The organism is Methylobacterium sp. ap11 (assembly GCF_900110515.1).
In the GTDB taxonomy this organism is placed as follows: Bacteria; Pseudomonadota; Alphaproteobacteria; order Rhizobiales; family Beijerinckiaceae; genus Methylobacterium; species Methylobacterium ajmalii.
This window is the reverse complement of record NZ_FOEB01000006.1, coordinates 77,627-103,102: the sequence shown is the minus strand read 5'-3', so window position 1 is coordinate 103,102 and position 25,476 is coordinate 77,627. Positions and strand designations below refer to the sequence as shown.

General features: G+C 71.2%; 24 protein-coding genes. 22 read left to right on the top strand and 2 right to left on the bottom strand.

Features of this window, described 5'->3' with window-relative positions; all coding sequences use genetic code 11:
* The first annotated feature begins 31 nt into the window (after window positions 1–31).
* Together BMX97_RS10790 and BMX97_RS10785 are read left to right on the top strand one after the other, a co-directional pair.
* Window positions 32–1,072 (top strand): PAS domain-containing protein, encoded by a 1,041-nt coding sequence (locus BMX97_RS10790; RefSeq protein WP_091749258.1) that lies wholly within the window; start codon window positions 32–34, stop codon window positions 1,070–1,072.
* A gap of 625 nt (window positions 1,073–1,697) precedes the next feature.
* The gene (locus BMX97_RS10785; protein WP_143074601.1) at window positions 1,698–2,753 is read left to right on the top strand and encodes a helix-turn-helix domain-containing protein; all 1,056 of its coding nucleotides are present in this window, start codon (window positions 1,698–1,700) and stop codon (window positions 2,751–2,753) included.
* Window positions 2,754–2,862: 109 nt separating this feature from the next.
* Here BMX97_RS10785 and BMX97_RS10780 read toward each other — a convergent pair whose 3' ends face one another.
* Window positions 2,863–3,138, bottom strand: a complete 276-nt coding sequence (locus BMX97_RS10780; RefSeq protein ID WP_091749252.1) for a hypothetical protein — start codon at window positions 3,136–3,138, stop codon at window positions 2,863–2,865.
* Between the two features lie 165 nt (window positions 3,139–3,303).
* On the opposite strand from BMX97_RS10780, the gene BMX97_RS32810 reads away from it, so the two are divergent.
* From BMX97_RS32810 to BMX97_RS10725, 12 genes are all read left to right on the top strand, one after another.
* Complete coding sequence (locus tag BMX97_RS32810) at window positions 3,304–3,441, top strand: hypothetical protein (RefSeq protein ID WP_175539976.1); 138 nt, start codon at window positions 3,304–3,306, stop codon at window positions 3,439–3,441.
* 177 nt (window positions 3,442–3,618) lie between these two features.
* Complete coding sequence (locus BMX97_RS10775) at window positions 3,619–4,872, top strand: ABC transporter substrate-binding protein (protein WP_091749249.1); 1,254 nt, start codon at window positions 3,619–3,621, stop codon at window positions 4,870–4,872.
* 40 nt (window positions 4,873–4,912) lie between these two features.
* Complete coding sequence (locus BMX97_RS10770; protein ID WP_091749246.1) at window positions 4,913–6,802, top strand: ABC transporter permease; 1,890 nt, start codon at window positions 4,913–4,915, stop codon at window positions 6,800–6,802.
* Complete coding sequence (locus BMX97_RS10765) at window positions 6,799–7,581, top strand: ABC transporter ATP-binding protein (RefSeq protein WP_091749243.1); 783 nt, start codon at window positions 6,799–6,801, stop codon at window positions 7,579–7,581. Before BMX97_RS10770 ends, BMX97_RS10765 begins: the two co-directional genes overlap by 4 nt.
* Window positions 7,581–8,294 carry an ABC transporter ATP-binding protein gene (locus tag BMX97_RS10760; protein WP_091749240.1) on the top strand — a complete coding sequence of 238 codons (714 nt, stop codon included), beginning with the start codon at window positions 7,581–7,583 and terminating at the stop codon, window positions 8,292–8,294. The genes BMX97_RS10765 and BMX97_RS10760 overlap by 1 nt, the downstream gene beginning before the upstream one ends.
* Before the next feature lie 275 nt (window positions 8,295–8,569).
* Window positions 8,570–10,606, top strand: coding sequence for a hydantoinase/oxoprolinase family protein (locus tag BMX97_RS10755; RefSeq protein ID WP_091749238.1), 2,037 nt, complete (start codon window positions 8,570–8,572; stop codon window positions 10,604–10,606).
* A complete protein-coding gene (locus BMX97_RS10750) occupies window positions 10,603–12,291 on the top strand; it encodes a hydantoinase B/oxoprolinase family protein (RefSeq protein ID WP_091749235.1) in 1,689 nt (562 codons plus the stop codon). Before BMX97_RS10755 ends, BMX97_RS10750 begins: the two co-directional genes overlap by 4 nt.
* Window positions 12,288–13,790 (top strand): 6-hydroxynicotinate reductase, encoded by a 1,503-nt coding sequence (locus BMX97_RS10745; RefSeq protein ID WP_091749926.1) that lies wholly within the window; start codon window positions 12,288–12,290, stop codon window positions 13,788–13,790. Before BMX97_RS10750 ends, BMX97_RS10745 begins: the two co-directional genes overlap by 4 nt.
* Window positions 13,787–14,254 (top strand): MarR family winged helix-turn-helix transcriptional regulator, encoded by a 468-nt coding sequence (locus tag BMX97_RS10740; RefSeq protein WP_091749232.1) that lies wholly within the window; start codon window positions 13,787–13,789, stop codon window positions 14,252–14,254. Before BMX97_RS10745 ends, BMX97_RS10740 begins: the two co-directional genes overlap by 4 nt.
* Window positions 14,255–14,257: 3 nt before the next feature.
* On the top strand, window positions 14,258–15,112 hold the full coding sequence (locus BMX97_RS10735) for a UPF0280 family protein (RefSeq protein ID WP_091749229.1): 855 nt from the start codon (window positions 14,258–14,260) through the stop codon (window positions 15,110–15,112).
* Window positions 15,109–15,687, top strand: coding sequence for an amino acid synthesis family protein (locus BMX97_RS10730; protein WP_091749226.1), 579 nt, complete (start codon window positions 15,109–15,111; stop codon window positions 15,685–15,687). The genes BMX97_RS10735 and BMX97_RS10730 overlap by 4 nt, the downstream gene beginning before the upstream one ends.
* Before the next feature lie 122 nt (window positions 15,688–15,809).
* The gene (locus BMX97_RS10725; RefSeq protein ID WP_091749224.1) at window positions 15,810–16,556 is read left to right on the top strand and encodes a FadR/GntR family transcriptional regulator; all 747 of its coding nucleotides are present in this window, start codon (window positions 15,810–15,812) and stop codon (window positions 16,554–16,556) included.
* Between the two features lie 57 nt (window positions 16,557–16,613).
* On the opposite strand, the gene BMX97_RS10720 is transcribed toward BMX97_RS10725, so the two are convergent.
* Complete coding sequence (locus BMX97_RS10720; protein ID WP_091749222.1) at window positions 16,614–17,162, bottom strand: glyoxalase superfamily protein; 549 nt, start codon at window positions 17,160–17,162, stop codon at window positions 16,614–16,616.
* A 309-nt stretch (window positions 17,163–17,471) separates the two neighbouring features.
* On the opposite strand from BMX97_RS10720, the gene BMX97_RS32805 reads away from it, so the two are divergent.
* The 8 genes from BMX97_RS32805 (at window position 17,472) to BMX97_RS10680 (ending at window position 25,471) form a co-directional block, all read left to right on the top strand.
* Window positions 17,472–17,675, top strand: coding sequence for a hypothetical protein (locus tag BMX97_RS32805; protein WP_091749220.1), 204 nt, complete (start codon window positions 17,472–17,474; stop codon window positions 17,673–17,675).
* 5 nt (window positions 17,676–17,680) lie between these two features.
* A complete protein-coding gene (locus tag BMX97_RS10710) occupies window positions 17,681–18,772 on the top strand; it encodes a four-carbon acid sugar kinase family protein (RefSeq protein WP_091749923.1) in 1,092 nt (363 codons plus the stop codon).
* The gene (gene pdxA / locus BMX97_RS10705; RefSeq protein ID WP_177202184.1) at window positions 18,769–19,809 is read left to right on the top strand and encodes a 4-hydroxythreonine-4-phosphate dehydrogenase PdxA; all 1,041 of its coding nucleotides are present in this window, start codon (window positions 18,769–18,771) and stop codon (window positions 19,807–19,809) included. The genes BMX97_RS10710 and pdxA overlap by 4 nt, the downstream gene beginning before the upstream one ends.
* Window positions 19,806–20,933 carry an iron-containing alcohol dehydrogenase gene (locus BMX97_RS10700; RefSeq protein WP_091749218.1) on the top strand — a complete coding sequence of 376 codons (1,128 nt, stop codon included), beginning with the start codon at window positions 19,806–19,808 and terminating at the stop codon, window positions 20,931–20,933. Before pdxA ends, BMX97_RS10700 begins: the two co-directional genes overlap by 4 nt.
* 14 nt (window positions 20,934–20,947) lie before the next feature.
* Entirely contained in the window at window positions 20,948–21,877 is a 930-nt protein-coding gene (locus BMX97_RS10695; RefSeq protein WP_244538375.1) for a dihydrodipicolinate synthase family protein, read from the top strand.
* 277 nt (window positions 21,878–22,154) lie between these two features.
* Window positions 22,155–23,579: a sodium:solute symporter family protein gene (locus tag BMX97_RS10690; RefSeq protein WP_091749216.1), complete on the top strand. Its 1,425-nt coding sequence runs from the start codon at window positions 22,155–22,157 to the stop codon at window positions 23,577–23,579.
* Window positions 23,580–23,595: 16 nt separating this feature from the next.
* Window positions 23,596–24,795: a sialidase family protein gene (locus tag BMX97_RS10685; RefSeq protein WP_091749214.1), complete on the top strand. Its 1,200-nt coding sequence runs from the start codon at window positions 23,596–23,598 to the stop codon at window positions 24,793–24,795.
* Window positions 24,788–25,471: an SDR family NAD(P)-dependent oxidoreductase gene (locus tag BMX97_RS10680; protein ID WP_091749212.1), complete on the top strand. Its 684-nt coding sequence runs from the start codon at window positions 24,788–24,790 to the stop codon at window positions 25,469–25,471. Before BMX97_RS10685 ends, BMX97_RS10680 begins: the two co-directional genes overlap by 8 nt.
* Window positions 25,472–25,476 lie beyond the last annotated feature (5 nt).

Sequence of the window (25,476 nt, the reverse complement as noted above, 5' to 3'; positions counted from 1 at the left end):
GGCGGTAGTGATTGCGAGCTGGCCGACGCGCATGGATGCTGGCGATCTGACGTCGTGCTCCGACGTGTTCTTGCGCATGATCGAGGAATACGGGGTCGCGGGGCGCTGGCACTGGTCGCTCGCTTCGGACGAGCAGCGCTGGTCGCCCGGTTTCTTCCGGCTCCTGGGGCTGGATCCGGCATTCGCGGTCGCCCGCTACGACCTCTTCCTCGACCTCCTGCATCCGGACGATCGGGCGCGCCTGGCGAGCCCGACCCGGATCCGCCGGGGCGAGGTCGTGCCGGAGGCGATCGTCCGGCTGATCCGGCCGAGCGGAGATCTGCGCATCCTGTCGGTCCTGTCGGAGCTGCGCGTCTCGCCGGAGGGACGGCCGCTCTCCCTCGGCGGCGTCGCCCTCGACGTCACCGACCGCGAGCGGCTCCGGCAGTTGCAGGAGGCCGAGCAGCGCCGGCGCCGGGCCCTCTACCTCACCTCCTACACGACGACCTACACCCTCGGCCACGACCTCGTGCACCGCTTCCCCGACGAGGTGGCGCAGGTGCACGGCCTGGCCCTGGAGGAGATCCAGGTCGATCCGTTCCTGATGGTCGTGCCGGAGGAGCGGACCGCTTTGCGCGACCGCGGCTGGGACAGGCACGACCGCCATCTGCACTTCCAGGCGATCGCGCACGAGCGCCTCGCCAACGGCGAGGTATGGCGGTTCCGCCTCGTCGGGGTGCCCGCCTGGAACGCGGCCGGCCACGCCCTCGGCTGGGTCGGCATGAAGTACCCGGTGCACGAATCCGGCGCGCCGGTGCACGGCGCCCTCGCCCCCGGGGATGCGGAGATGCGGCGCAGCCTCGAACAGGCGGTGCGTGGCCGCCACCTGCGGGCCGCCCGCGGCCTGCTCGACTGGTCGATGACGACGCTGGCCGAGGCCGCGGGCCTGTCGCTCTCGTCGGTGCGGCGCCTGGAGGACAACGCGGAGGGCGAGGGCTCGCGCTCCCGCCACAAGGCGGTGGCCGCCCTGCGCCGGGCCGGCATCCGGTTCATCGCGATGGACGACGGCGCCATCGCGGTGGCGAAGATCTGAAGGACGCGAGAACCGGAAGCAGGGTTCCGGATCTCGGACCGCCCACCGGCGCGGCGCTCGATCAAAGCCGACATCCGCGTTGCGTAGCCTTCCATCGGATCTCGGGTGATCTGCCGAAATCCGGGCTGTGGGATGTCCGAACCGCTTGCCTGGGGAAGAGATAAGACGGCCGGGCGATCCTTCTATTCTCGATGATTTACGGTAAAACAAAAAACCGCGACTTGACGTGATTTCACGATGTTAAGCTTGATGATAGATATTTCATATAAATCATTAAAATATAAATCAAAATTTAAATCTAAAATCGAATTCGCCTGTCAGAGAAATTTCGTCAGTGTCGCAACTGATCGGACGATCGCGCGAGACACTACCCTCCTAAGTTGCGAAACGAATGCCGTAAAGAAATGGTGCAGAAACGCAACGGCATCTGGAATTTCACATCTACGGCATCTCCCGAGATGTGTCATCGTTGTAAAGGCAGCTGGGACCGCGCAGGTGCGGCGGGCCGAGGGGTGTCCGGGCCTGCCTCGGCGGCAGCTGGGCGAAGCCGAGGTCGGCGTCGCGCGGCGACTGCGCGGCACTCGCCGAGCGATCAGCCGGGAAGCGCGTGAGTCGAGACAGTTGGATGCAAGACTGCTCCATGCATGCCGACGACCTGAAGGTCCGGTCGGACGCCTTCCTGAAGGCCATCGAGGATACCGGCCTCGTGGGGACGTGGCACTGGTCGTTCGCATCGGGCGAGCAGCGCTGGTCGCCGGGCTTCGTGCGGCTCCTCGGCCTGGCGGCGCATTCCATCGCGCCGAGCTACGCTATGTTCGTCGACCTCGTGTGCCCGGCGGACCGGCGGCGGATCGCCGGCCCGGCCGACGTGCTGGCCGGCCATGTCCTGCCCTGCGCCCTCCTCCGGGTGATCCGCCCGAGCGGGGAGCTGCGCAGTCTCTCGGTCCGATCCGAGCTCAGGTTCGCGCCGGACGGGCGCCCGACCGGCCTGAGCGGGATCGCCCTCGATGTCACCGACCGCGCGCGGCTGAGCCTGATGCTGCAACGGGAGCAGTTGCGGCGGCGCGCGCTCTACCAGACCACCTACGCGATCACCTACGCGGTGGAGCCGAACAATACCTACGATTTCCCGCCCGAGATGGCGACGGCCCACGGATTGGACCTCGCCGCCATCAGGAGCGACCCGTTCCTGATGGTCGTGCCGTGGGACCGGCCGGCGTTCCGCGACGCGGCGATGGCGGTCCGCTCGCATGTGGCCCGGTTTCAGGAAACGGCCCGCGAGCGCCTCGCCGATGGCGACGTCCGGCGCTTCCGGATCATCGGGGTGCCGCTCTGGGATCCGGCCGGGCGCTATCTCGGCCGGGCCGGGATGAAATACCCGATCCACGACTCAGGCGCGCCGTTGTCCGGCACCGCCCCTCCGCTCGACGGCGCGATCCGGCGCGGCCTGGAGGACGGGGTGGAGGCCCCGCACCTGCGGGCGGCCCGCGGCCTGCTCGACTGGTCGATGGCGCAGCTCGCCGCCGCCAGCGGCGTGTCGCTCTCGACGGTCAAGCGTCTCGAGGACGGGTCCGAGATCCGGGGTGCGCGCTCCCGCGTCAAGGCGATCGCCGCCCTGCGGGCCGCCGGGATCCGGTTCGTGATGATGGATGGCGGCCAGATCGCGGTGACCCGGGCCTGAGCGGGGGCCGGCACCTGCCGGCTCCAGTCATCGCGGATGCGAGGACGGTGCGGTCGCAAGGCGAACGGGCCGGCCCCGCAGGGGGCCGGCCCGGACGTCGGATCGAGGCTCAGCGGGCGCGGTTGGCCGGGCTCGTCGCCGCGGCGTTGCCGCCGCTGTGGCTCGGCAGGTCGTCGGCGCGGGCGGCGGGGGCCATGGTGCCGGGCGCCGTCGGCGCGACGGTCCCGGTGGTCAGGTCGCGCTCGGGCATGCCCTTCTCGGCGTTGCTCTTCACGCTGGCCGGGTTGTTCAGGTTGTTCTCCGCCGAGCCGGCAGCGCCGGTCTGGGCGAGCGCGGCGCCGGTGAGGGCGACAGTCGTGGCGAGGGCGATGAGGGCGGTCCGCATGGGATGTGTCCTTCTCCGAGGTATCGTGGGGCGGCAACGCGCGGACCACCGGCCGAGGTCCCGCGTTTTCCACCGTTTCGTCGGCTTGCCGATCCCGACGTCTGTTCCTATTTTGTTCTCATCGAAGGACGATCGTCCCGGCACCGACCGGCAGAGGAGGACAGGATGCAGCCGAGCCACGAGCGCGACGAGGATACCGCCGAGACCGCCCGCATCGAGCAGGCGGCCTGGATCGCCGCGATGATCGAGGCCGAGCGCGAACGCGCCCTCGACGCCTGCCTCGCCCGCGAGGCCGGCTTCTGACACGGCTCCCTATGAGCCCGGCGCCCCCGGCCTGCCCAGGCGGCGGGCAGATGCCGCCGTGATTTTCTGCAGAATTCGCTCTTGCCTCCAGGCTCAGGCACAGTATCGTTCGCCTACGAACGAGTTTGCATCCTGCTCGCGTGAAGTCGCGACGGGATCCGCCGGAGGTTCGCCCCGATGTCGACCCGCGACGAGACGTTCTATCCCCTGTCCCGCCGCACGCTGCTCGGCGGCCTCGCCGCGGCACCGCTCGGCCTCGCGGCCTCGCGGGCGGTCGCGCAAGGTCAACAAGGCGCTGGGCCGATCCGCATCGGCGAACTGAACTCCTACGGCCGCATGGCGGCCTTCGCGGTGCCCTACCGCAACGCCATGCAGCTCGCGGTCGACGCGGTCAACAAGGCCGGCGGCATCAAGGCGCTCGGCGGACGCCCGATCGAGATCGTGTTTCGCGACGACGGCTCGACCCCGGGCGACGCGACCCGGGTCGCCGAGGAGCTGCTGACCCGCGAGAACGTCGCCTTCCTGTGCGGCACCTTCCTGTCGAACGTCGGCCTCGCGGTGGCGGATTTCGCCAACCAGCGCAAGGCGCTGTTCCTCGCCACCGAGCCGCTCACCGACGCCCTCACCATGGGCAGCGGCAACCGCTACACCTTCCGGGTGCGGCCCAACACCTACATGCAGACCCGCATGCTGGTGGACGCCGTGAAGGACCGCGGCGTCAAGCGCTGGGCGATCGTGGCGCCGAACTACGAGTACGGCCAGTCGGCCGCCGCCAACTTCAAGAAGCTGATGGCCGCAGCTGTCCCGGGCTTCGAGGTGGTGGGCGAGCAGTTCCCGGCTTTGGGCAAGGTCGATGCCGGCGCCACCGTCGGCGCCCTGTCGCAGATGAAGGCCGACGGCCTGTTCAACGTGCTGTTCGGCGCCGACCTCACCACCTTCGTGCGCGAGGGCAACACCCGCGGGTTGTTCGAGAAGCGCACGGTGGCGAGCCTGCTCACCGGCGAGCCGGAATACATGATCCCGCTTGGCGACGAGACGCCGGAGGGCTGGGTCACCACCGGCTACCCGTGGGAGACGATCGAGGGCAACGGCCACAAGGAGTTCGTCGCCGCCTACCGGGCCCGGTTCAACGACACGCCGCGGCTGGGCTCGCTGCTGGGCTACGTCGTCGTCGGCATGATCCGCGACATGCTGGAAAAGGCCGGGTCGACCGAGACCGAGGCGATGATCACGGCGCTCGAGGGCCTGACCTCCCAGACCATCGCCGGCCCGGTGACGATGCGGGCGCTCGACCACCAGTCGACCTTGGGCGCCTGGATCGGCGAGACGGCGCTAAACGGCCGCCAGGGCACCATGAAGAACGTGCGCTACGCTGACGGGGCGAACTACCTATTCCCCGAGGCCGAGGTGAAGGCGGCCCGCAAGGCCTGATCCCCGAGAGCCCCATCCCCGGCGCCGGCGCGGAGGCCCCATGGACCCGTCCTTCCTCGTCCTCCAGGCCCTCTCCGGCCTCGCCAGCGCGTCGTCGCTGTTCGTGATCGCCTCCGGGCTGACGATCGTGTTCGGCGTCACCCGGATCGTGAACTTCGCCCACGGCTCGTTCTACATGCTGGGGGCCTACATCGCGGTCACCATCGTGCCGCGGCTCCTCGACCTGTCGTATTCGCCGGCCAGCTTCTTCCTCGGGGTGCTGCTCTCGGCCCTCCTCGTCGGGCTCATCGGCGTCGCGGTCGAGGTGCTGCTGCTGCGCCGCATCTACCGGGTGCCGGAGCTGTTCCAGCTGCTCGCGACCTTCGGCGTCGTGCTGATCGTCGAGGATCTGGTGCTCAAGGTCTGGGGGCCGGTCGACATCGCCGGACCCCGCGCGCCCTCGCTGCGCCACGGCGTCGAGATCCTGGGCCAGCGCTTCCCGGCCTACGAGCTGGTGCTGATCGCGGTCGGGCCGCTGGTGCTGGGTCTCCTGTGGCTCCTCATGCACCGCACCCGCTTCGGCGTGCTGATCCGGGCGGCGACCCAGGACCGCGAGATGGTCGGCGCGCTCGGCGTCAACCAGGCCCGGCTCTTCACCCTGACGCTGTTCCTCGGCGCCAGCCTCGCGGGGTTGGGCGGCGCGCTCCAGATCCCGCGCATCCCCGCCAACGCCCACATGGACCTCTCGGTCATCACCGATGCCTTCGTGGTCACGGTGATCGGCGGCATGGGCTCGGTGCCGGGCGCCTTCGTGGCGGCGCTGATCATCGGCCAGCTCCAGGCCTTCGGCATCCTGATCTTCCCGAAGGTCACACTGGTTCTGGTCTTCGCCCTGATGGCGGTGGTGCTGGTGGTCAAGCCCTGGGGCCTGTTCGGCCGGCCCGAGGCCGCGTCCGGCCGGGTGATGCCGCCGGAGGGGATACCCGCCCTGCGCCGCTTCCGCCCGGCCGAGACCGCGCTCGCTTGCCTCGCCATCCTCGCGCTCTTGGCGGTGCCGCTCGTCGGCGACGCCTACAAGGTCAAGGTCGCCACCGAGATCCTGGTCTTCGCGCTCGCCGCCTTCTCGCTGCAATTCCTGGTCGGGGTCGGCGGCCTCGTCTCGTTCGGGCACGCCGCCTATTTCGGGCTCGGCGCCTACGCGGCCGGGCTGCTCGTCACCGGGCCGTTCAAGGCGCCGATGGAGTTGGCGCTCGTCGCCGCCCCCCTCGTCGCGGGCCTCGGCGCGGCCCTGTTCGGCTTCTTCATCGTCTGGCTGTCGGGCATCTACCTCGCCATGCTGACGCTGGCCTTCGGGCAGATCGTCTACGCGGTCTGCTTCCAGTGGGTCGAGGTGACGGGGGGCGACAACGGCGTCGTCGGGGTCTGGCCCTCGGCCTGGGCGGCGGGCCGCACCACCTACTTCTACCTCGTCGCCGCCCTGTCGCTCACCGCGATCGTCGCCTTGCGCCGGGTGATCTACGCGCCCTTCGGCTACACGTTGCGGGCGGCGCGCGATTCGGCCACCCGCGCCGAGGCGATCGGCCTCGATGTCCGCACCCATCGCTGGCTCGCCTTCACGCTGGCGGGCGCCGCGGCCGGGCTCGCGGGGGGGCTCTACGCCTTCATGAAGGGCTCGATCGACCCGACGCTCACCGGCATCCCGCTCTCGATCGACTTCCTGGTGATGGTGCTGGTCGGCGGCATCCAGACCGTAATGGGCCCGCTCGTCGGCGCCGCCTTCTTCCACGCGCTCAAGGACGCGGTGATGCCGCTGACCGAGTTCTGGCGCCTGCTCCTCGGCCTTGCCATCATCGCCACCGTGCTGGCCTTCCCGCGCGGGCTCGCCGGGGCCGCCGAGGCCCTGCGGAGCCGCCGTGCGGCCGCCCCCGAGCCCGTGGAGGCCTCGGCATGACGCTCCTCGTCGTCGCGGGCCTGACCAAGCGCTTCGGCGGCGTCGCCGCCGCCAAGGACGTGTCGTTCACGCTTCAAGCCGGCGAGATGCTGGCGATCATCGGGCCGAACGGCGCCGGCAAGTCGACCACCTTCAACATGGTGGGCGGGCAGCTCAGGCCCGATTCCGGCTCCATCACCCTCGACGGCGCCTCGATCGCCGGCCTGCCGGCCCGTGCGATCTGGAAGGCCGGCGTCGGGCGCACCTTCCAGGTCGCCCAGACCTTCGTGTCGATGACGGTGGCCGAGAATGTCCAGATGGCGCTTCTCTCGCATCACGGCCGCTCGCGCGGCCTTTTTCGAGACGCCCGCGCCCTCTACCGCGACGAGGCGCTGGCGCTCCTCGCCGGGGTCGGGATGCGGGCCGATGCCGAGCGCCCGGTCTCGGAACTGGCCTACGGCGACGTGAAGCGGGTGGAACTCGCGGTGGCGCTGGCCTCGCGGCCCAAGCTCCTGCTGATGGACGAGCCCACCGCCGGCATGGCGCCGCGGGAGCGTTCCAGCCTGATGGCGCTCACCGCCGAGGTGGCGCGGACACGGAGCATCGGCGTCCTCTACACCGAGCACGACATGGAGGCGGTCTTCGCCCATGCCGACCGGGTGCTGGTCCTGGTGCGCGGCGAGATCATCGCCGCCGGCACGCCGGAGGAGATCCGGGCCAATCCGCGGGTCAAGCAGGTCTATCTCGGCGAGGCCGGCACCGAGGCGGCGATGCGCGCGCGCCGGAAGGCGGTGGCGTGATGGACAAGCCCCTCCTCGACGTGTCGGGTCTCACGGCGGCCTACGGCCGGGCCCAGGTACTGTTCGGCGTGACGCTGCGGCTGCGTCCCGGCGAGGTCGTGGCCCTGATGGGCCGCAACGGCGCCGGCAAGTCGACGACGCTGAAGGCCGTCATGGGCGTGCTGCCGCCGACCGGCGGCACGGTGTGGTTCGAGGGCCGGGCGGTCACCGGCTGGGAGCCGTTTCGCGTCGCCCGCCTCGGCCTCGGCTACGTGCCGGAGGAGCGGCGCATCTTCACCGACCTGACGGTGATGGAGAACCTGGAGGTCGGCCGCAAGGTACCGGCGGACGGGCGCGCCGCCTGGACCCCCGAAAGGCTCTTCTCGATCTTTCCCAACCTCGCCGAGATGCGCGGGCGCCGCGCCGCCGCGATGTCGGGCGGCGAGCAGCAGATGCTCACCATCGCCCGCACCCTGATGGGCAACCCGCATGCGGTGCTGCTCGACGAGCCGTCGGAGGGACTGGCGCCGGTGATCGTCGAGCAGATGGCGGATGCGGTGCTGCGGATGAAGCGCGAGGGCATCGCGGTCCTGCTCTCCGAGCAGAACCTGAGCTTCGCCGGCGCGGTCTCGGACCGGGCCTACGTGATCGAGAAGGGCGCGATCCACTTCGAGGGGACGATGGCGGCCTTGGAGGCGGACGAGGCGGTCAGGGAGGCGTACCTGACGGTGTGAGGTGATTCCGGAGATGGTGCGGGACCCCCTCTCCCGTGTGGGAGAGGGATAGGGGTGAGGGTGACACGGTCTCGAGTTAGGCTCTGGCCGGTTCGCCGCCAGCCCGACGGTCGCAGCTTCACACTGAACCGTGTCACCCTCACCCCCGGCCCCTCTCCCACACGGGAGAGGGGAGAGTGCGACCTTCCCAGCGCGGGGAAGCGGATGACGAACAAGGCCGACCCAAAGTCGGCCTCCCGACGAACCCGTTCGTAGGCGAATGATCGAGGTGTGACGTGAGACGCGTGGCAGGCATCGATGTCGGCGGCACCTTCACCGACCTTCTCCTGACGGAGGCGGACCAGTCCGGCGTGCGCGTGCGCCTCGCCAAGGTGCCGACGACGGTCCGCAACCAGGCCGAGGGCGTGCTGGCGGCCATTGCCGCCGCCGAGGTGGCGCCCGCCGACCTCGACCTCGTGATCCACGGCACCACCGCCACCACCAACGCGGTGCTGGAGCGCAAGACCGCCAAGGTCGGCCTCATCACCACGGAGGGCTTTCGTGACGTGCTCGAACTCGGGCGCCGCACCCGCCCCAAGCCCTACGGCCTGTTCGGCAACTTCGAGCCGCTGATCCCGCGCGAGTGGCGCCGCGAGGTGCCCGAGCGCGTCATGGCGGACGGCGCGGTGCGCACGCCCCTCGACGAGGCGGCGGTGGCGCAAGCCGTGCGCAATCTGCTGGCGGAAGGCTGCGAGGCCCTGGTGATCCACTTCCTCCACGCCTATGCCAACCCGCAGCACGAGCTGCGCGCCGGCGCCATCGCCCGCGAGATCTGGCCGAATCCGTACGTCACCCTCGGCCACGCGCTCCTGTCGGAGTTCCGCGAATACGAGCGCGGCACCACCGCCTCGGTCAACGCCGCGGTGCAGCCGATCCTCGACCGCTACATCCGCCGCCTCCAGGACGAGTTGCGGGCGCAAGGCTTCGCCCGCGACCTGCTGGTGATGAACGGCAACGGCGGCACCGTGCCGGCGGGACTGGTGGTGGAAGCCGCGGCCAAGACCGTGATGTCGGGCCCAGCCTCCGGCGTGATGGCGACCGCCGCGACCCTGGCCCAGTCGGGGCTCACGAACGCCATCACGTACGACATGGGCGGCACCTCGACCGACGTGGCGCTGATCGCCGGCGGCGTGCCGGAGGTCTCGGGTGAACTGACCATCGATTACGGGCTGCCGATCCACCTGCCGATGGTCGACGTGCACACGGTCGGGGCCGGCGGCGGCTCGGTCGCCTCGGTGAACCGGGCGGGCATGCTGCAAGTCGGTCCCGAGAGTGCCGGCTCCGAGCCGGGCCCGATCGGCTACGGCCGCGGCGGCACGCGGCCGACCATCACCGACGCCAACCTGGTCCTCGGCCGCCTCGATCCAGCAAGGCTCACCGCCGTGCGGGCCGGCGTCTCGATCGACGCCATCCGGGAGGCCTTCGCCCGTGACCTCGCAGGTCCCCTCGGCATGAGCGTCGAGGAGGCCGCCGAGGCGGTCATTCGCCTCGGCAACGTCCACATGACCGGCGCGATCCGCATGGTGTCGCTGTCGCGCGGCTACGACCCGCGCGACTTCGTGCTCTTCGCCTTCGGCGGCGCGGGGCCGCTCCACGCCGTGGCGCTCGCCCGGGAACTCGGCATCCCGGAGGTGCTGGTGCCGGCGCGCCCCGGCCTCACCAACGCGCTCGGCTGCCTCGTCGCCGATCTGCGCCAGGACCGGGTCCGGACCCTCAACCGCCCCCTGGACGGGCTCGACATGGCGGATCTGCGCACCGTCCTGGAGGAGCAGGCGGCGGATGCGCTGGCGATGGTCGCCGAGGAGCGGTCGGAGATCGAGGAGACCACGGTCACCTACGGCGCCGACATGCAGTTCCGCGGCCAGACCCACCTGATCCGCGTCGCCCTGCCCTCCCCGGACATCGACCGCGCGACGCTCCAGGAGCTGTTCGAGGCCGCCTACTTCCGTCGCTTCCAGGTCCGGCTGCCGGAGATCCGGGCGGTAGTGGTCAACCTCGTCACCTCGGTGATCGGACGGCGCAAGCCCTTCCCCCTCGCCGCGCTGATCGACGAGGCCGGCCGCACCGATCTCGTCGGCGCCCGCCTCGGCACGCGCCCGGTCTATGCCGGCGGCGCCTGGCACGAGGCGGCGATCTACACCCGCGAGGCCCTGCCGCTCGGGGCCGAGATCGCCGGACCGGCGGTGATCCAGCAGATCGACGCCACGACCGTGATCGAGCCCGGCGCCACGGCGCAGGTCGACGCCATCGGCAACCTGAGGATCCGGGTATGACCCAGCTCGACGCCCTCACCCTGGCGGTGATCCAGGCCGGATTGCAGCAGGTCTGCAACGAGATGGACATCGCCTTCTCGCGCTCCGCCTTCTCGCCGGTCATCGCCGAGGCGGACGACCGCTCGGACGGGATCTACGACCGCGACACCGGCGCGCTGATCTCGCAAGGGGAGTACGGCCTGCCGGTCTTCGTCGGCACGATGCAGTACTCGACAGGCGAATTGATCCGCCTGATCCGCGAGGGACGGGTCGGGACGCCGGAGCCCGGCGACATCTACATCGTCAACGATCCGTATCTCGGCGGCACGCACCTCATGGACGTGCGGTTCGTCAAGCCGGTCTTCGTCGACGGCGCGCTGTTCTGCTGGCTGCAGAATACCGGTCACTGGCCCGATATCGGCGGCATGGTGCCGGGCGGCTTCTCGGCGCATGCCACGGAGGTCGAGCAGGAGGGCCTGCGGCTGCCGCCGGTCAAGCTGTTCAAGCGCGGCACGATGGACCAGGAGATCTTCTCGATCATCTCGTCCAACATCCGCGTCGCCGACCAACGCATCGGCGACATCAAGGCGCAAGCCGCGGCGCTGCTGATCGGCGAGAGCCGGCTCTCCGACCTCCTCGCCAAGTACGGGCCCGAGACCCTGGATGCGGCGATCAAGGAGATCCGCGCCCGCTCGGCCGAACGGATGCGGGCCGAGATCCGCCAGATCCCGGACGGGACCTACACCTCGGAAGCCTTCGTCGATTCCGACGGCGTGGTGAACGAGCCCCTGCGCATCGCGCTTAACCTGACCAAGGCCGGGGACGGCCTCACCTTCGATTTTTCCGGCTCGTCCCCGCCCTGCCGCGGCCCGATGAACTCGGTGGTGGCGACGACCTACTCGTCGGTCTACCTCGCGGTGAAGCACGTCTTCCCGGACGTGCCGATCAATGCCGGCACCTTCGAACCGCTGACGATCATTAAGCCCGAGGGCACTTTCCTCGATGCCCGCTATCCGCGGCCCGTCTCGGGCTGCGCGGCGGAAGTCAGCCAGCGCATCGCCGAGGCCGTGTTCCTCGCCCTCGTCCAGGCGATCCCCGAGCGTGTCACCGCGGCGCCCGCCGGCACCTCGGGCAACTTCGCGCTCGGCGGCTTCGATCCGGCCAAGAACGCGGCCTACGTGATGTACCAGATCACCGGTGGCGGCTACGGCGGGAACATTGCTCATGACGGGCTCTCGAACGGCTGCTCGACCATCGGCATCTCCAAGACCGCGCCGGTCGAGGTGATGGAGCAGTATTATCCGGTGCTCTTCCGCCGCTTCGCCCTGCGCGAGGGCTCCGGGGGAGCCGGAGCCCATCGCGGCGGCTTCGGCGTCCACTACGAGGTGGAGCTTTTGCGCGGCGAGGCCCGGGCCTCGTTCGTGATGGATCACGGCCGGTTCGGCCCGCCGGGCGTACTCGGCGGCGGGGACGGGGCGCCCAACGTGGTGCGCATCCACCGCGGGGCCGAGACGATCGTCCCGCTCCACCTCTCGAAGGACCAGAACATCGCGATCCGGGCCGGCGACCGGGTCGAGGTGATGACCCCGGGCGGCGGCGGCTACGGCGCGCCCGCCACCCGCGACCCCGCGCTCGTCGCCCGCGACCTGCGCCGGGGCTATTACCGGGACGACGAGGCCGAGAATCTGTGGGGGAGCCGATCATGAGCGCCGACAGCCTCTCCACCGAAGCGAGGTCCAAGAAATTCGGCGCGGCGGAGGCCGACGGCATCGTGCGCTGCGATGCCTGCCCGGTCCTGTGCCGGATCCGGCCCGGCCGCTCCGGCGCCTGCTCGCGCTACGCCAACGAGAACGGCCATCTGATCCGCACCGATCCGGTCGTGCTGCTGCACGATGCGGCGGAGGCGGGGCAGAAGCTCGTCCCGTTCGGGGCGGCGGAGTGGGACGGGCGGGTGCTCGATCCCTCGCGCACCTTCGTCACCGGCATCGGCGCCGGCACGACCTATCCCGACTACAAGCCCGCCCCCTTCATCGTGGCGAGCGAGCACGCGGGCGTCGAGACCGTCACGGTCGTGACCGAGGGCATCTTCAGCTATTGCGGGGTGAAGGTGAAGATCGACACCGACCGCCATCTCGGTCCCGAGCGCGCGGCGATCCGCGTCGCCGGCGAGGAGGTCGGCCACGTCACCACCGCCGAGTACGGCTCGCAGATGCTGTCGGTCGGCGGCGTGCGCCACCTCACCGGCGGCTCGAAGAAGGAGGGCACCGTCACCTGCGACACGCTGCTCCGCCTCTGCGCCGGTGACGCCGTCACGATGACGATCGAGGGCGGCCACGAGGTCGTGGTCCAGGCCGGACGCGCGCCGATCGTCGACGGCACGCCGGAGCAGCGCATGCGGGTCGGCTGCGGCTCGGCGACGGTCGGCATCTTCGCCCGGCAATGGCTCGGCCACGCCGACGAGGTGATCGTCGTCGACGACCACATCACCGGCGTGCTGACCGAGCACCAGGCCGGCAAGGTGCTGGGCATGCGCCCGGCCGGCATCCGGGTGAAGGGCCGCCGCTCGACGCCGGGGCGCTACTTCCAGGTCGCCAATCCGGGCATCGGCTGGGGTGGGACCGACATCGCCGACCCGCTCGGCATCATCCAGGCGATCGACCCCGCGACCGCCTGGCCGGGCCTGCGGCTCCTGATGACCTCGACCACCGGCGAGCACGCCCTCTGGGTCGTCCTCGACGATGACCTGAAGCCCGTGCCGGCCGAGATGCCGGCGCCGGTGCGCGGGGTGGTCGACCGGATCGGCGAGAATTGCGAGCCCTCGCTCTGCACGGTCCTGTTCATGGCCGGGGCCGGCGGGTCCCTGCGGGCCGGGGTCACCGAGAACCCGGTGCTGCTCACCCGCTCGGTCGCCGCCGGCGAGACGCGGGTGACGATGGGCGGCGCGCCGGTCACGGTCTGGCCCGGCGGCGGCATCACGGTGATGGCCGACGTGACGCAGCTACCGAAGAACGCCTTCGGCTCGGTGCCGACCCCGGCGATCGTCGCGCCGATCGAGTTCACCCTGCCGCGCGACCTCTATACGAGGCTCGGGGGGCATGACGGCGACGTGGTGGCGATGACGGACGTGTTGCGCGAGGTCGGCCCCGCCGCCCGGATCGATCCGTGGAACCCCGACCACCCCTGGCCGGCCGGAGCGGTCGCATGACCGCCCCCCGACGGCGCGAGGCCGCCCCGGCGATCGACGCGGAGGCGATCCGCACCTACCGGGTCGAGGATCAGATCGGCTACCTGATCCGGCGGGCGCACCAGCGCGCCTCCGCGATCTTCGAGACCGTGATGCGCGACTTCGGCGTCACGCCGGTGCAATACGCCGTGCTGTGCAAGCTCCACGATCTCGGGCCGACCTCGCAGAACCAGGTCGGGCGCCATGTCGGGGTCGATCCGGCGACGATGTTCGGCGTCGCCCGCCGCCTCGCCGCCCGCGGCTTCGTGCAGCCGAAGGCGGACGAATCCGACGCCCGCCTGGTGGTGCTGGCGCTCACCGACGAGGGTCTCGGGGTGATCGAGGCGATGAAGAGCCGCGGCGGCGAGGTGACGGCCCGCACCCTCGATCCCCTCTCCCCCGGCGAGGCCGCAGACCTCGTCCGCCTCCTCGCCCGGCTCGGCTGAAGGATGGACGGCCCGGCACACCAGATCCTGGCGGATGGCCGGCTGCATCTGCAGCACGGGCCGATCGACCTGGTGCTGCGCGCCTTCGGGGCGGATTTTGCGGTGGCCGAGGCGCACCGCGCCGCCGTCGATCGCTTCGCGACGGTGCTGGGCGAGCTCGTCGGCGAGTTGCCGGAATTGCGCAAGTCCATGAGCGAGCGGCCGCGGGTCGAGGGCGCGATCGCCCGCCGGATGGTCGCGGCCTGCCGGCCGCACAAGGGGTTCCTCACCCCGATGGCCGCGGTGGCGGGCGCGGTGGCCGACGAGATCCTCGCGGCGATGTGCGGGGCCGCTCCCCTCGACAAGGCCTTCGTCAACGACGGCGGCGACATCGCGCTCCACCTCACCGAGGACGAGACCCTGGCGATCGGCGTGGCGGCGGATTTTTCCCGCGGCCCGGTGCCGGCGGTGAACGGCCGGGTGATCCTGCGCCATCGGGATGGCATCGGCGGCATCGCCACCTCGGGGCGGCAGGGCCGGTCCTTCTCCCTCGGGCTCGCCGATTCGGTGACGGTGCTCGCCCGCGACGCCGCGGCGGCGGATGCCGCCGCGACGCTGATCGCCAACGCGGTCGACCTGCCCGGGCATCCGGGCGTGGAGCGCACGCCGGCCAGCGACCTCGACCCCGATTCCGACCTCGGGCCCCGCCTCGTCACCGTGGCGGTGCCGGCCCTGTCGCCGGACGAGATCGCCGCCGCCCTCGAGGCTGGCCGGGCCCGCGCCGCGGCGATGCGCGCCGCCGGCCTGATCCGTTCCGCCGCCCTGATGCTGCAGGGCCAGTCCGTGCTTCTCGAAGAACCGAGGGAGATCCGCCCATGATCGAGGTCCGCAAGATCGTCGTCACCGTCGAGGAGGTCCGCCACGACGGCGGCCCCGTCCTCGACACCCCGATCCTCAAAGGGTCGGTCGCCTGCCTGGTGCGGAACCCCTTCGCCGGCCGCTACGAGGCCGAGATCACCCCGATGATGGATGCGCTCAAGCCCCTCGGCGTCGAGTGCGCCCGCAAGCTCCTCGACGCGCTCGGCGGCGATCCGGGCCGGATCGAGGCCTACGGCAAGGGCTCGCTCGTCGGCACGTCGGGCGAGCTCGAGCACGGTGCGCTCTGGCACGTCCCCGGCGGCTACGCGATGCGCGAGCTGCTCGGCCAGGCGCTCGCCATCGTGCCGTCGATGACGAAGGTCGGCGGCATGGGCGCGTCCCTCGACGTGCCGATCCACCACAAGGACGCGGCCTATGTCCGCTCCCACTTCGACGGCGTCACCGTGGCCCTAGCGGACGGGCCGCGCGCCGACGAGATCCTGTTCGCGCTCGCCATGACCACCGGCGGTCGCCCGCACGCGCGCGTCGGCGGGCTCGCCAAGGAGGCCATCGCCAAATGGGACGGGCAGCGCTGAGGAACGGGCAGCGCTGACCCCCGGCGCCCTCCGCGCCCCTGACAACATTTAACAAGCTTGCGCCCGCGCCGCGAAGGGCGGCATAGAGGTTGTCAGGAACGGGTGAGGAGGGCGCGGGCGCGATGGAATCGGCAGTGCAGGAGGCCGTCGGGGCCGAGCCGCAGGGCCCGGCGAGGGCGTCGGGCCTCGCCGAGGGGGTCTATCACGGCATCCTGTCCGAGATCGCCGGCGGCACCTACGGCGAGAACCAGAAGCTGCCGAGCGAGAACGAGCTGGCATCCCGCTACAAGGTTTCGCGCCCGGTGGTCCGCGCCGCGCTGGAGCGGCTTCGGCAGGAGAACGTCATCGTCTCGCGCCAGGGCGCCGGCAGCTTCGTGCGCAGCCAGGGCAGGGCCCCGGCTCTGGGTTACGCCCCCGTCGAGAGCATCGCCGACATCCAGCGCTGCTACGAGTTCCGCCTCACCATCGAGCCGGAGGCGGCCCGCTACGCCGCCTTGCGCCGCAACGGCCCGGCGCTGGAGCGCATCCTCGCCGCCCTCGACCTGATGAACACCGCGACGCGCCAGCAGCAGCACCGCGACGACGCCGATTTCGCCTTTCACCTCGCCATCGCCGAAGCCTCGAACAACCACTATTACGGCGCCTCGCTCCAGGCGCTGCAATCGCACATCGCGGTCGGCATGAAGATCCACGGCCTGGCGCTGCTCGGCCCCAATTCCGGCCTGCAGGGCGTGCTCGACGAGCACCGCGCCATCTTCGCGGCGATCCGCGACGGCGATTCCGAGACCGCCCGCGACCGGATGCACCGCCACATCTGCTCCTCCCGCGACCGGCTGTTCGAGGGGCGGATGCTCGACCTGTCGCTGTAGGCGGGACAGGCGCGGCCGGACCCGCCGAGGGCACGGCCGCACCCGCCGTCCCGTCGCCTATCCGTGCGCCTGGCAGAACCGGATCCGGTTCCCGAACGGGTCGTGCACCTCCATCTGTTCGCCCCAGGGCAACCGCTCGAGCCCGGGCCGGCCGTAGCCGTAGTTCTTCGCGATCAGCTCCGCGTGGAAATCCCGCACCCCCGTCATCCGGACGAACGCCGTCGAGCCGGGGCTGGCATCGCCGTGATGCTCGCTGAGATGGAGTTCCAGGCCGGCCCGCGCGACGGCCATGTACAGGGGCAGGCCGGGCTCGTGACGGTGTTCGAGCGTCACCGCGAAGCCCAGGAAACCGCAGTAGAACTCGCGGGCCTTCGCCACGTCGAAGATGCGCAGGATCGGACTTGTCCGATGGAAGGCGATGCGGTCCGGCCGGTCGTCGTCGAGGAGGCCCGCGGCGGTGTTCCAGTCGCGCAGGTCGAAAGAAGCCGCGACGAGTTCGAGGCTGTCGGCGTGCGAGAGGTCGATCCGGCGGATCGCCAGGGCGGATCGCAGCCGCCTGGCCATCGTCTTCGCCTGGTCGCGCGTCGGTGGGTCGCGTGTCGGCATGGCAGTCTCCTGCGCCGGCGACGGGTCATCGGGGCTCGCATTGCCGATCCGTCGCCGGGCTGAGCATCCCGAGAAGGACTGCCGGAGAGAATCAGAACGTGGTGCCTTCACCGTATCCCCCGAGGGACGCGAGCGGCTGGCGGCACCTGCCGCCGCCGAATCTGCCAGGACCGCGCCGCCGAGGCAATCGGGAGCGCTCGCGATCCGCCGCGGGAGTCCCGCTTGACAACCCCACCCCGACTCCCGTACCGCATGACAAGTTTACAACAAATCGAGCGCTTGTCTGGGCGCCGAACGGGAGGGACGGGCATGCAGGAGGCTGGCGGCTTGGCGGATCGGCGCATCGCACCGGCCGGACACGCCCACGTCCTGATACCGGTTGACGCCCGGTTGCCTGATACCGTCGATCGGGACGCCTGCCGCGTCGGCGCCACCGTCGCGATGGTTCGGCTCGGCTCCACTGGCGTGGTCGCCGATGTTGTCAGGTTGTCAGGGGCGGTCGGCCGCGCATGAGCCCGATGCCGACCCTGCGCCTCCTCGCCGACGACCTCACCGGCACCCTCGACACGACGGCCGGCTTCACCGGGCTCGTCGGGCCGGTGGAGGTCGCATGGGTCGGCGCCGCCCTCCCCTCGGGCGGCAGCCTCGCCCTCGACACCGGCACTCGCGAGCGCGACGCGGCCACGGCGGCCCGGATCGCCGCCGGGGCGGCCCCGATGCTGGCGGGCGCCGACCTCGCCTTCAAGAAGCTCGACAGCCTGCTGCGCGGGCCCTGGGCGGCGGAGCTCGCCGCCTGCCTCGGCGGATGGCGTCACGCGATCGTGGCCCCGGCCTTCCCCTACCAGGGCCGCCAAACCCTGGACGGCCGCCAGCTCGCCCGCCGGGGCGAGGGGTGGGAGCCGGTCTCGGACGACATCGCCGAGGCCCTGCGGGCGGTCGGCGTGCCGGCCCGCCGCGCCGTGGTCGCCGACGGGCTCGTCGAGGGCGTCGCCGTCTACGACGCGGCGCAGGAGGACGATCTCGACCGGATCGCCGCGCTCGGGACAGGCGCGCCGGTCCTGTGGTGCGGCAGCGGCGGCCTCGCCGGGGCGCTCGCGCGCTCCGCGCCCGCCCCCGCCGGCGGAGGCCTGCACGGCCCGGTCCTCGGCCTGTTCGGCTCGGACCGGCCGGAGACCGAGGGCCAGCTCGCGGCCTGCCCGGAGCACCGGCTGGCCTTGAGCGCGGACGGCGACCATGCCGGCGCCGTCGCCGACCGGCTCGGCGCAAAGGGCGTCGCCCTCGTCAGCCTCGCGCTCGCCCCGGGCATTGCCCGGGACGAGGCCGCCTCCCGCATCGCCGCCGCCTTCGGGCGCCTCGCCCGCGCCCTGCCGCCGCCCGGCACCCTGATCGTCGCCGGGGGCGAGACGCTGAAGGCGCTCTGCCTCGCGCTGCGGACCGAGTCCCTGGTCGTCACCGGCCAGGTCGCCCCGGGCCTGCCCCGCTCGCGGATGCGCGGCGGCCTGTGGGACGGTACCGCCATCATCTCGAAATCCGGGGCGTTCGGCACGCCCGCCGTCTGGCGCGACCTGTTGCGCGAGAACGGCCTCATTCACGAAAGGACCGTCGCGTGACCCGTCACCTCGCCATCACCATGGGCGATCCCGCCGGGATCGGCCCCGAGATCATCGTCAAGGCCGCGCACAAGCTGCGCGACCGCCTGGCCTCCGGCGACCTGAAGCTCGTCGTCATCGGCAGCAACCCGGCGCTCAAGCGGGCGGAGAGCGCGCTCGGCCTCGGCGTCGAGATCCCGGAGGTCTCCGGCGACGGCGAGTGGCCGGCGCTCTGCTGCCTCCAGGCCGACGCGGAAGGGGCGCCGATCGAGCCGGGCAAGCTCAGCGCCGATGGCGGCCGCTTCGCCTTCAAGGCGATCGAGCGGGCGGTGCATCTCGCGCTCGCCGGCACGATCGGCGGGATCGTGACGGCGCCGCTCAACAAGGAGGCGCTGAACCTCGCCGGCTACCATTATGCCGGCCATACCGAGATGCTGGCCGACCTCACCGGCGTGCGCGGCTCGGTGATGATGCTCGCCCACGGCAACATGCGGGTGAGCCACGTCACCACCCACGTCGCGCTCCAGGACGTGCCCAAGCGCCTGACGCCCGAGCGGCTGCGCCTCGTCATCGACCTCACCCATGCGGCCCTGAAGGGGATCGGGCTCGACAAGCCCCGCATCGCCATCGCGGCGCTCAACCCGCATGCCGGCGAGGGCGGCCTGTTCGGCCGCGAGGACATCGACGTCAGCGCGCCGGTGATCGCCGGCAAGGTGGCCGACGGCCTCGACATCGTCGGCCCGGTCCCGGGCGACACGGTCTTCGTCAAGCTGAGGGCTGGCCAGTACGACGCGGTCGTCGCGATGTACCACGACCAGGGGCACATCCCGGTCAAGCTCCTCGGCTTCGAGGTCGACCCCGAGACCGGCCGCTGGGTCGATCTGTCGGGCGTCAACATCACGCTCGGCCTGCCGATCATCCGCACCTCGGTCGATCACGGCACCGCCTTCGACATCGCCGGCCGCGGCATCGCCAACGAGCGCAGCCTGATCGAGGCCATCGAATACGCCGAGCGTCTCGCCGCCAACGGCGCGATCACCCAGAGGAGCGCCGCGTGAACCCTCTCTCCACCCCCATCGAGATCGTCCGCCCGGACATCGCCTTCGGCTCCGGCACCGTCGCGGAGGTCGGCCGCCGCGCCCGCGCGATGGGTGCCCGCACCATCCTAGTCGTCGCCGACGCCTTCAACGCCGCCCGGGTCGACCTCCTCGACCTGCCCGGCGAGGTGCGGGTGTTCGGCGAGGTGAAGCCCGAGCCCGACATCCCGAACCTGGAGCGGGCGCTGGCACTCGCCGAGGAGATCAACCCGGACCTCGTCGTCGGCTTCGGCGGCGGCAGCGCCATGGATCTCGCCAAGCTCGTGGCGGTGCTGCCGGGCAGCGGCCAGACCCTGCACGAGGTCGTCGGCCCCGAGAAGGTGCGGGGCCGACGCATCGGCCTGATCCAGGTGCCGACCACCGCCGGCACCGGCAGCGAGGGCGGCACCCGGGCGCTGGTCACCGATCCGGCCACCCAGAACAAGCTCGCGGTGCAGAGCCGCTTCATGCTGGCCGACGCCGCGGTGATCGACCCCGATCTCACCATGACGGTGCCGGCCGCGGTCACCGCCGCCACCGGCGTCGACGCCATGGCGCATTGCGTCGAGGCCTTCACCAGCAGGAAGGCCCACCCGCTGATCGATCTCTACGCGCTGGAGGGGATCCGCCTCGTCGGCCGGTTCCTGCCCCGCGCCGTGCGCGACGGAGGCGACCGCGAGGCCCGGGCCGGGCTGGCGCTCGCCTCGCTCTACGGCGGATTCTGCCTCGGTCCGGTCAACACCACGGCGGGCCACGCCGTCGCCTATCCGCTCGGCACCCGCCACCACATCCCGCACGGGCTCGCCTGCGCGGTGATCTTCCCCCACACGCTGGCCTTCAACGCGCCCGCGGTGCCGGAAAAGACCTGCCAGGTGATGGCGGCGCTCGGCCTGCCGGAGAGCGACGACGAGGCGGCGGTGGTCGAGGCGACGACGCGCTGGTGCGCCGATCTCGGCATCGCCATGCGCCTGTCGGCCCACGGCGTTCCGGCCGGCGACCTGCCCGCCATGGCGGCGGAGGCCCACGCCATCCGCCGGCTCCTCGACAACAACCCGCGCGAGATCAGCCAAGAGCAGATCCTCGCCCTCTACCACGCCGCCGGCTGAGGAGCGCCGATCCCATGACCGATCTCATGACCGATCCCGTCTTCCCGCGCGGCGTCTTCTGCGCCGCCCTCACGCCCCTCGATTCCGATCTCAACCCGAATTATTCGGCCTTCTCCGCCCATTGCCGCTACCTGGTCGAGGAGGGCTGCACCGGCGTCGCGCTGCTCGGCACCACCGGCGAGGCGAACTCGTTCTCGTCCGACGAGCGGATGCGCCTGCTCGAGGCCGCGCTTGCCGGGGGCGTCGCGCCCGCGCAGCTGATGCCCGGCACCGGCGTCGCGGCGATCCCCGAGTCGGTGGCGCTCACCCGCCACGCGCTGTCGGTCGGCGTCGCCACGGTCGTGCTGCTGCCGCCGTTCTACTACAAGGGCGTCTCCGAGGACGGGCTGGTCGCGGCCTATTCGCGGATCATCGAGGGCGTCGGCGACGACCGCCTTCGGGTGGTGCTCTACCACATCCCGCAGATGTCCGGCGTGGCGATCCCCCACGGGGTCATCGCGGCCCTGCGCGAGCGCTTTCCCGGCATCGTCACCGGCATCAAGGATTCGTCCGGCGACCTCGCCCACATGACGGCGCTGATCGAGCGCTTCCCGGGCTTCTCGGTGCTGGCCGGGGCCGACCCGCTGATGCTGCCGCTCCTGAAGGTCGGCGGGGCCGGCGCGATCACCGCCACCACCAACCTCTGCGCCCGCGACCTGCGCTTCGTCTTCGACCACCACGCCGATCCGGCGAAGGCCGACGCGGTCGCGGCGGCGCAGGCGCGTGTGGTGGCCACCCGCGAGCGCGCCTCGCGCTTCGCCCAGATGGCCTCGCTCAAGGCGATGACGGCGGAGCGCACCGGCGATGCCGGCTGGCACCGCCTGCGCCCGCCGCTGATGCCCCTGACCGAGGCCGAGCGCAGCGCGCTGCTGGGGACGACCGACGGACTGGCCCGGGCCTCCTGAGATCGGCCCGGAAACGGCGCGCCAAGATGCCGGTCAGGTTTCTCATCCCCTTCACGGCCCTTTTCCGGACGACTGACGCGTCAGCGGAAGGAGATCCGGGATCCAGCAGAGGAAATACTGCGAATCGGCTCTGTATGACGCGACGTTGCGAATAGACGGACGCTTCGCGACTTTTTGCCCTGGTTCCCGGATCCCCTTCCGCTGACGCGTCAGTCGTCCGGGAAAGGGGTGGGTCACCGACTCGTTAATTACTAATATATTACCCGAGGACACGCCCATGCATGAATTCACCGAGGGCGAGAGCCTGACCATCGCGGCCATGGTGGTCGCCTACATCCTGTTCACCGGCTGGCTGACCCTGAAGCTGCGCAGCCGCACCAACGCCCAGTTCATGACCGCGTCGCGCTCGATGCCGGCGCTCGTCGTCGGCGTGCTGCTGATGTCGGAATTCGTCGGCGCCAAGTCGACGGTCGGCACCGCGCAGGAAGCGTTCAACTCGGGCATCGCCGCCGCCTGGTCGGTGCTCGGCGCCTCGATCGGCTTCCTTCTGTTCGGGCTTCTGATCGTCCGCCGGATCTACGATTCGGGCGAGTACACCATCTCGGCCGCGATCGCGCAGAAATACGGCAAGTCGACCATGATGACCGTCTCGGTCATCATGATCTACGCGCTGCTGCTCGTGAACGTCGGCAACTACGTCAGCGGCGCGGCCGCGATCTCGACGGCGCTCCGGGTCAACATCCCGACCGCGATGTGCATCATCGCCGCGGTGAGCACGTTCTACTACGTGTTCGGCGGGCTGAAGGGCATCGCCTGGGTGACGATCCTGCACAGCGCCATCAAGGTCGCAGGCATCGGCATCATCCTGTGGGTCGCGCTCTCGGCCACCGGCGGCATCGCCCCGATGCAGGCGGCGCTTCCGCCCGAATACTTCAGCTGGGACGGCAAGATCGGCGCTGCCACCATCTTCGCCTGGACCTTCGGCACGGTCGGGGCGATCTTCTCGACTCAGTTCATCGTCCAGGCGATCTCCTCGACGAAGAGCGCGTCCGCGGCCCGGGCCTCGGCCCTCTACGCGGCGGCGTTCTGCCTGCCGCTCGGCATCGTGCTGGCCCTGATCGGGCTCGCAGCGAAGACGCTCTACCCGAGCATGAACAGCCTCTACGCGCTGCCGATCTTCCTGAAGACCATGCACCCGCTGCTGGCGGGCGTCGTCACCACCTCGCTCGTCGCCTCGATCTTCGTCAGCGTCAGCACCGTGGCGCTCGCCATCGCGTCGCTGGTCGTGCGCGACTTCTACGTGCCGTACTGGAAGCCGGACGCGGCCCGGGAGCTGCGCATGACCCGCGTGTTCTCGCTGGTCATCGCCGTGGTGCCGCTGGTCTTCGTGTTCTTCATCCCGGAGATCCTGAAGCTGTCGTTCTTCACCCGCGCGCTTCGCCTGTCGATCTCGATCGTCGCCATGGTCGGCTTCTACCTGCCCTGGTTCGGCTCGAACCGCGGCGCGACGCTGGGGCTCCTCGGCGCGGCGCTCGCCACCACCGTCTGGTACGCGCTCGGCAACCCCTACGGGGTCGACAACATGTACATCGCCGCGCTCGCGCCGCTCGTCGTGATGGGCATCGAACGCGTCTTCCGCTGGGGCGACAAGGAGCAGGCCAAGGAGCAGGCCGAGCCCGTCCGCCCCGCCACCACCGCCTGACCCCGGAGAGACACCGATGCTCGACACCGTCCAGACACCGATGGACCGCACCGGGGAGGTCCGGCCGGTCGCCGGAGACCCCCTCCGCCGCGAGGCCTTCATCCCGAGCCCCTGCGTGCAGAACCACGCCGCCAACATCATGCCGTTGCGAAACGGCGACCTCGCCTGCGTCTGGTTCGGCGGCACGCAGGAGGGCATGGCCGACATCTCGGTCTACGGCGCCCGCCTGCCCGCCGGCAGCGACACCTGGAGTGCGGCGCAGAAGCTCTCCGACGATCCCGCCCGCTCGGAGCAGAACCCGATCCTGTTCAACGCGCCGACCGGCGATCTGTGGCTGATCTGGACCGCGCAGGTCTCGGGCAACCAGGACACCGCCCTGGTGCGCCGGCGGATCTCGCACGATCACGGCACGACCTGGGGCCCGATCGAGACCCTGTTCGCGCAGCGGCCGGGCTGCGGCACCTTCGTGCGCCAGCCGCCGGCGGTGCTGGGCAACGGCACCTGGCTCCTGCCGATCTTCCACTGCCCGAGCGTGCCGGGCGCCAAATGGGTCGGCGACGACGACACCAGCGCGGTGATGATCTCGTCGGACGAGGGCAAGACCTGGCGCGAGGTGGCGGTGCCCGACAGCACCGGCGCCGTGCACATGAACGTGCTCGCCCTCCACGACGGCACGCTGCTGGCGCTCTACCGCAGCCGCTGGGCCGATTCGATCTACGAGAGCCGCTCGACCGACAACGGCGAGACCTGGTCGGCCCCGGTGCCGACGGAGCTGCCGAACAACAACTCGTCGATCCAGGCGACTGTGCTCGCCAACGGCCACGTCGCGCTGGTCTTCAACGCGACCAACGCCGAGGCCGCCACCGAGCGCCGGGCCTCGCTCTACGACGAGATCGAGGACGAGGAGCCCGCCTCCGACGCCGCCCCGGCCCCGGTCGACCCGGACAAGCGCACGGCGTTCTGGGGCACCCCGCGGGCTCCGCTGACCCTCGCGATCTCGCCCGACGGCGGCCGCACCTGGCCGCAGCGGCGCGACGTCGAGACCGGCGACGGCTACTGCATGACCAACAACTCCCGCGACCGCTCGAACCGGGAATTGTCGTATCCGTCCGTCACCCAGACGCCGGACGGGGCGATCCACATCGCCTTCACGTATCACCGCCAGGCGATCAAGCACGTGCGGGTGAGCGAGGCCTGGGTGGCGGCCGGTGAGTGAGGCGGTGCGCCACGCCCTCGTCACGGGGGCGAGCTCGGGGATCGGCGCGGCGATCGTCGCCCGCCTGCTCGACCAGGGCTGGCAGGTCACCGGCGTGAGCCGGAGCGCGGGCGGGCCCGCGCATCCGCGCTACCGCCCCCTCGCCCTCGACCTCTCGGACCTCGACGCCATCGCGCCGGCGATCGGCGAGTTGCGGGTCGATGCCCTCGTCCACGCCGCCGGCCTGCTGCGGGTCGGCCGCCTCGGCGAGTTGCCCCCGGAGGACGGCGCCGCGATGTGGCGGCTCCACGTCGAGGCGGCGAGCCGTCTCGCCGACCTCCTCGTCCCGCGCATGGCGGCGGGGGGACGGGTCGTGCTCGTCGGCAGCCGCACCGCCGCGGGCGCGGCGGGGCGCGGCGCCTACGCGGCCTCGAAGGCGGCCCTCGTCGGGCTCGCCCGCTCCTGGGCCGCCGAGCAGATGCCCCGGGGAATCACCGTCAACGTCGTCGCCCCGGCGGCGACCGAGACCCCGATGCTGACCGATCCGTCGCGGGGCGCCGTCTCGCCGAAGCTGCCGCCGCTCGGCCGCTTCATCCGGCCGGACGAGGTCGCGGCCGCCGTCGCCTACTTCCTGTCGCCGGAGGCCGCCGCGACGACCGGCCAGCAGCTGGTGGTCTGCGGCGGCAGCTCGCTGTAGCGGGA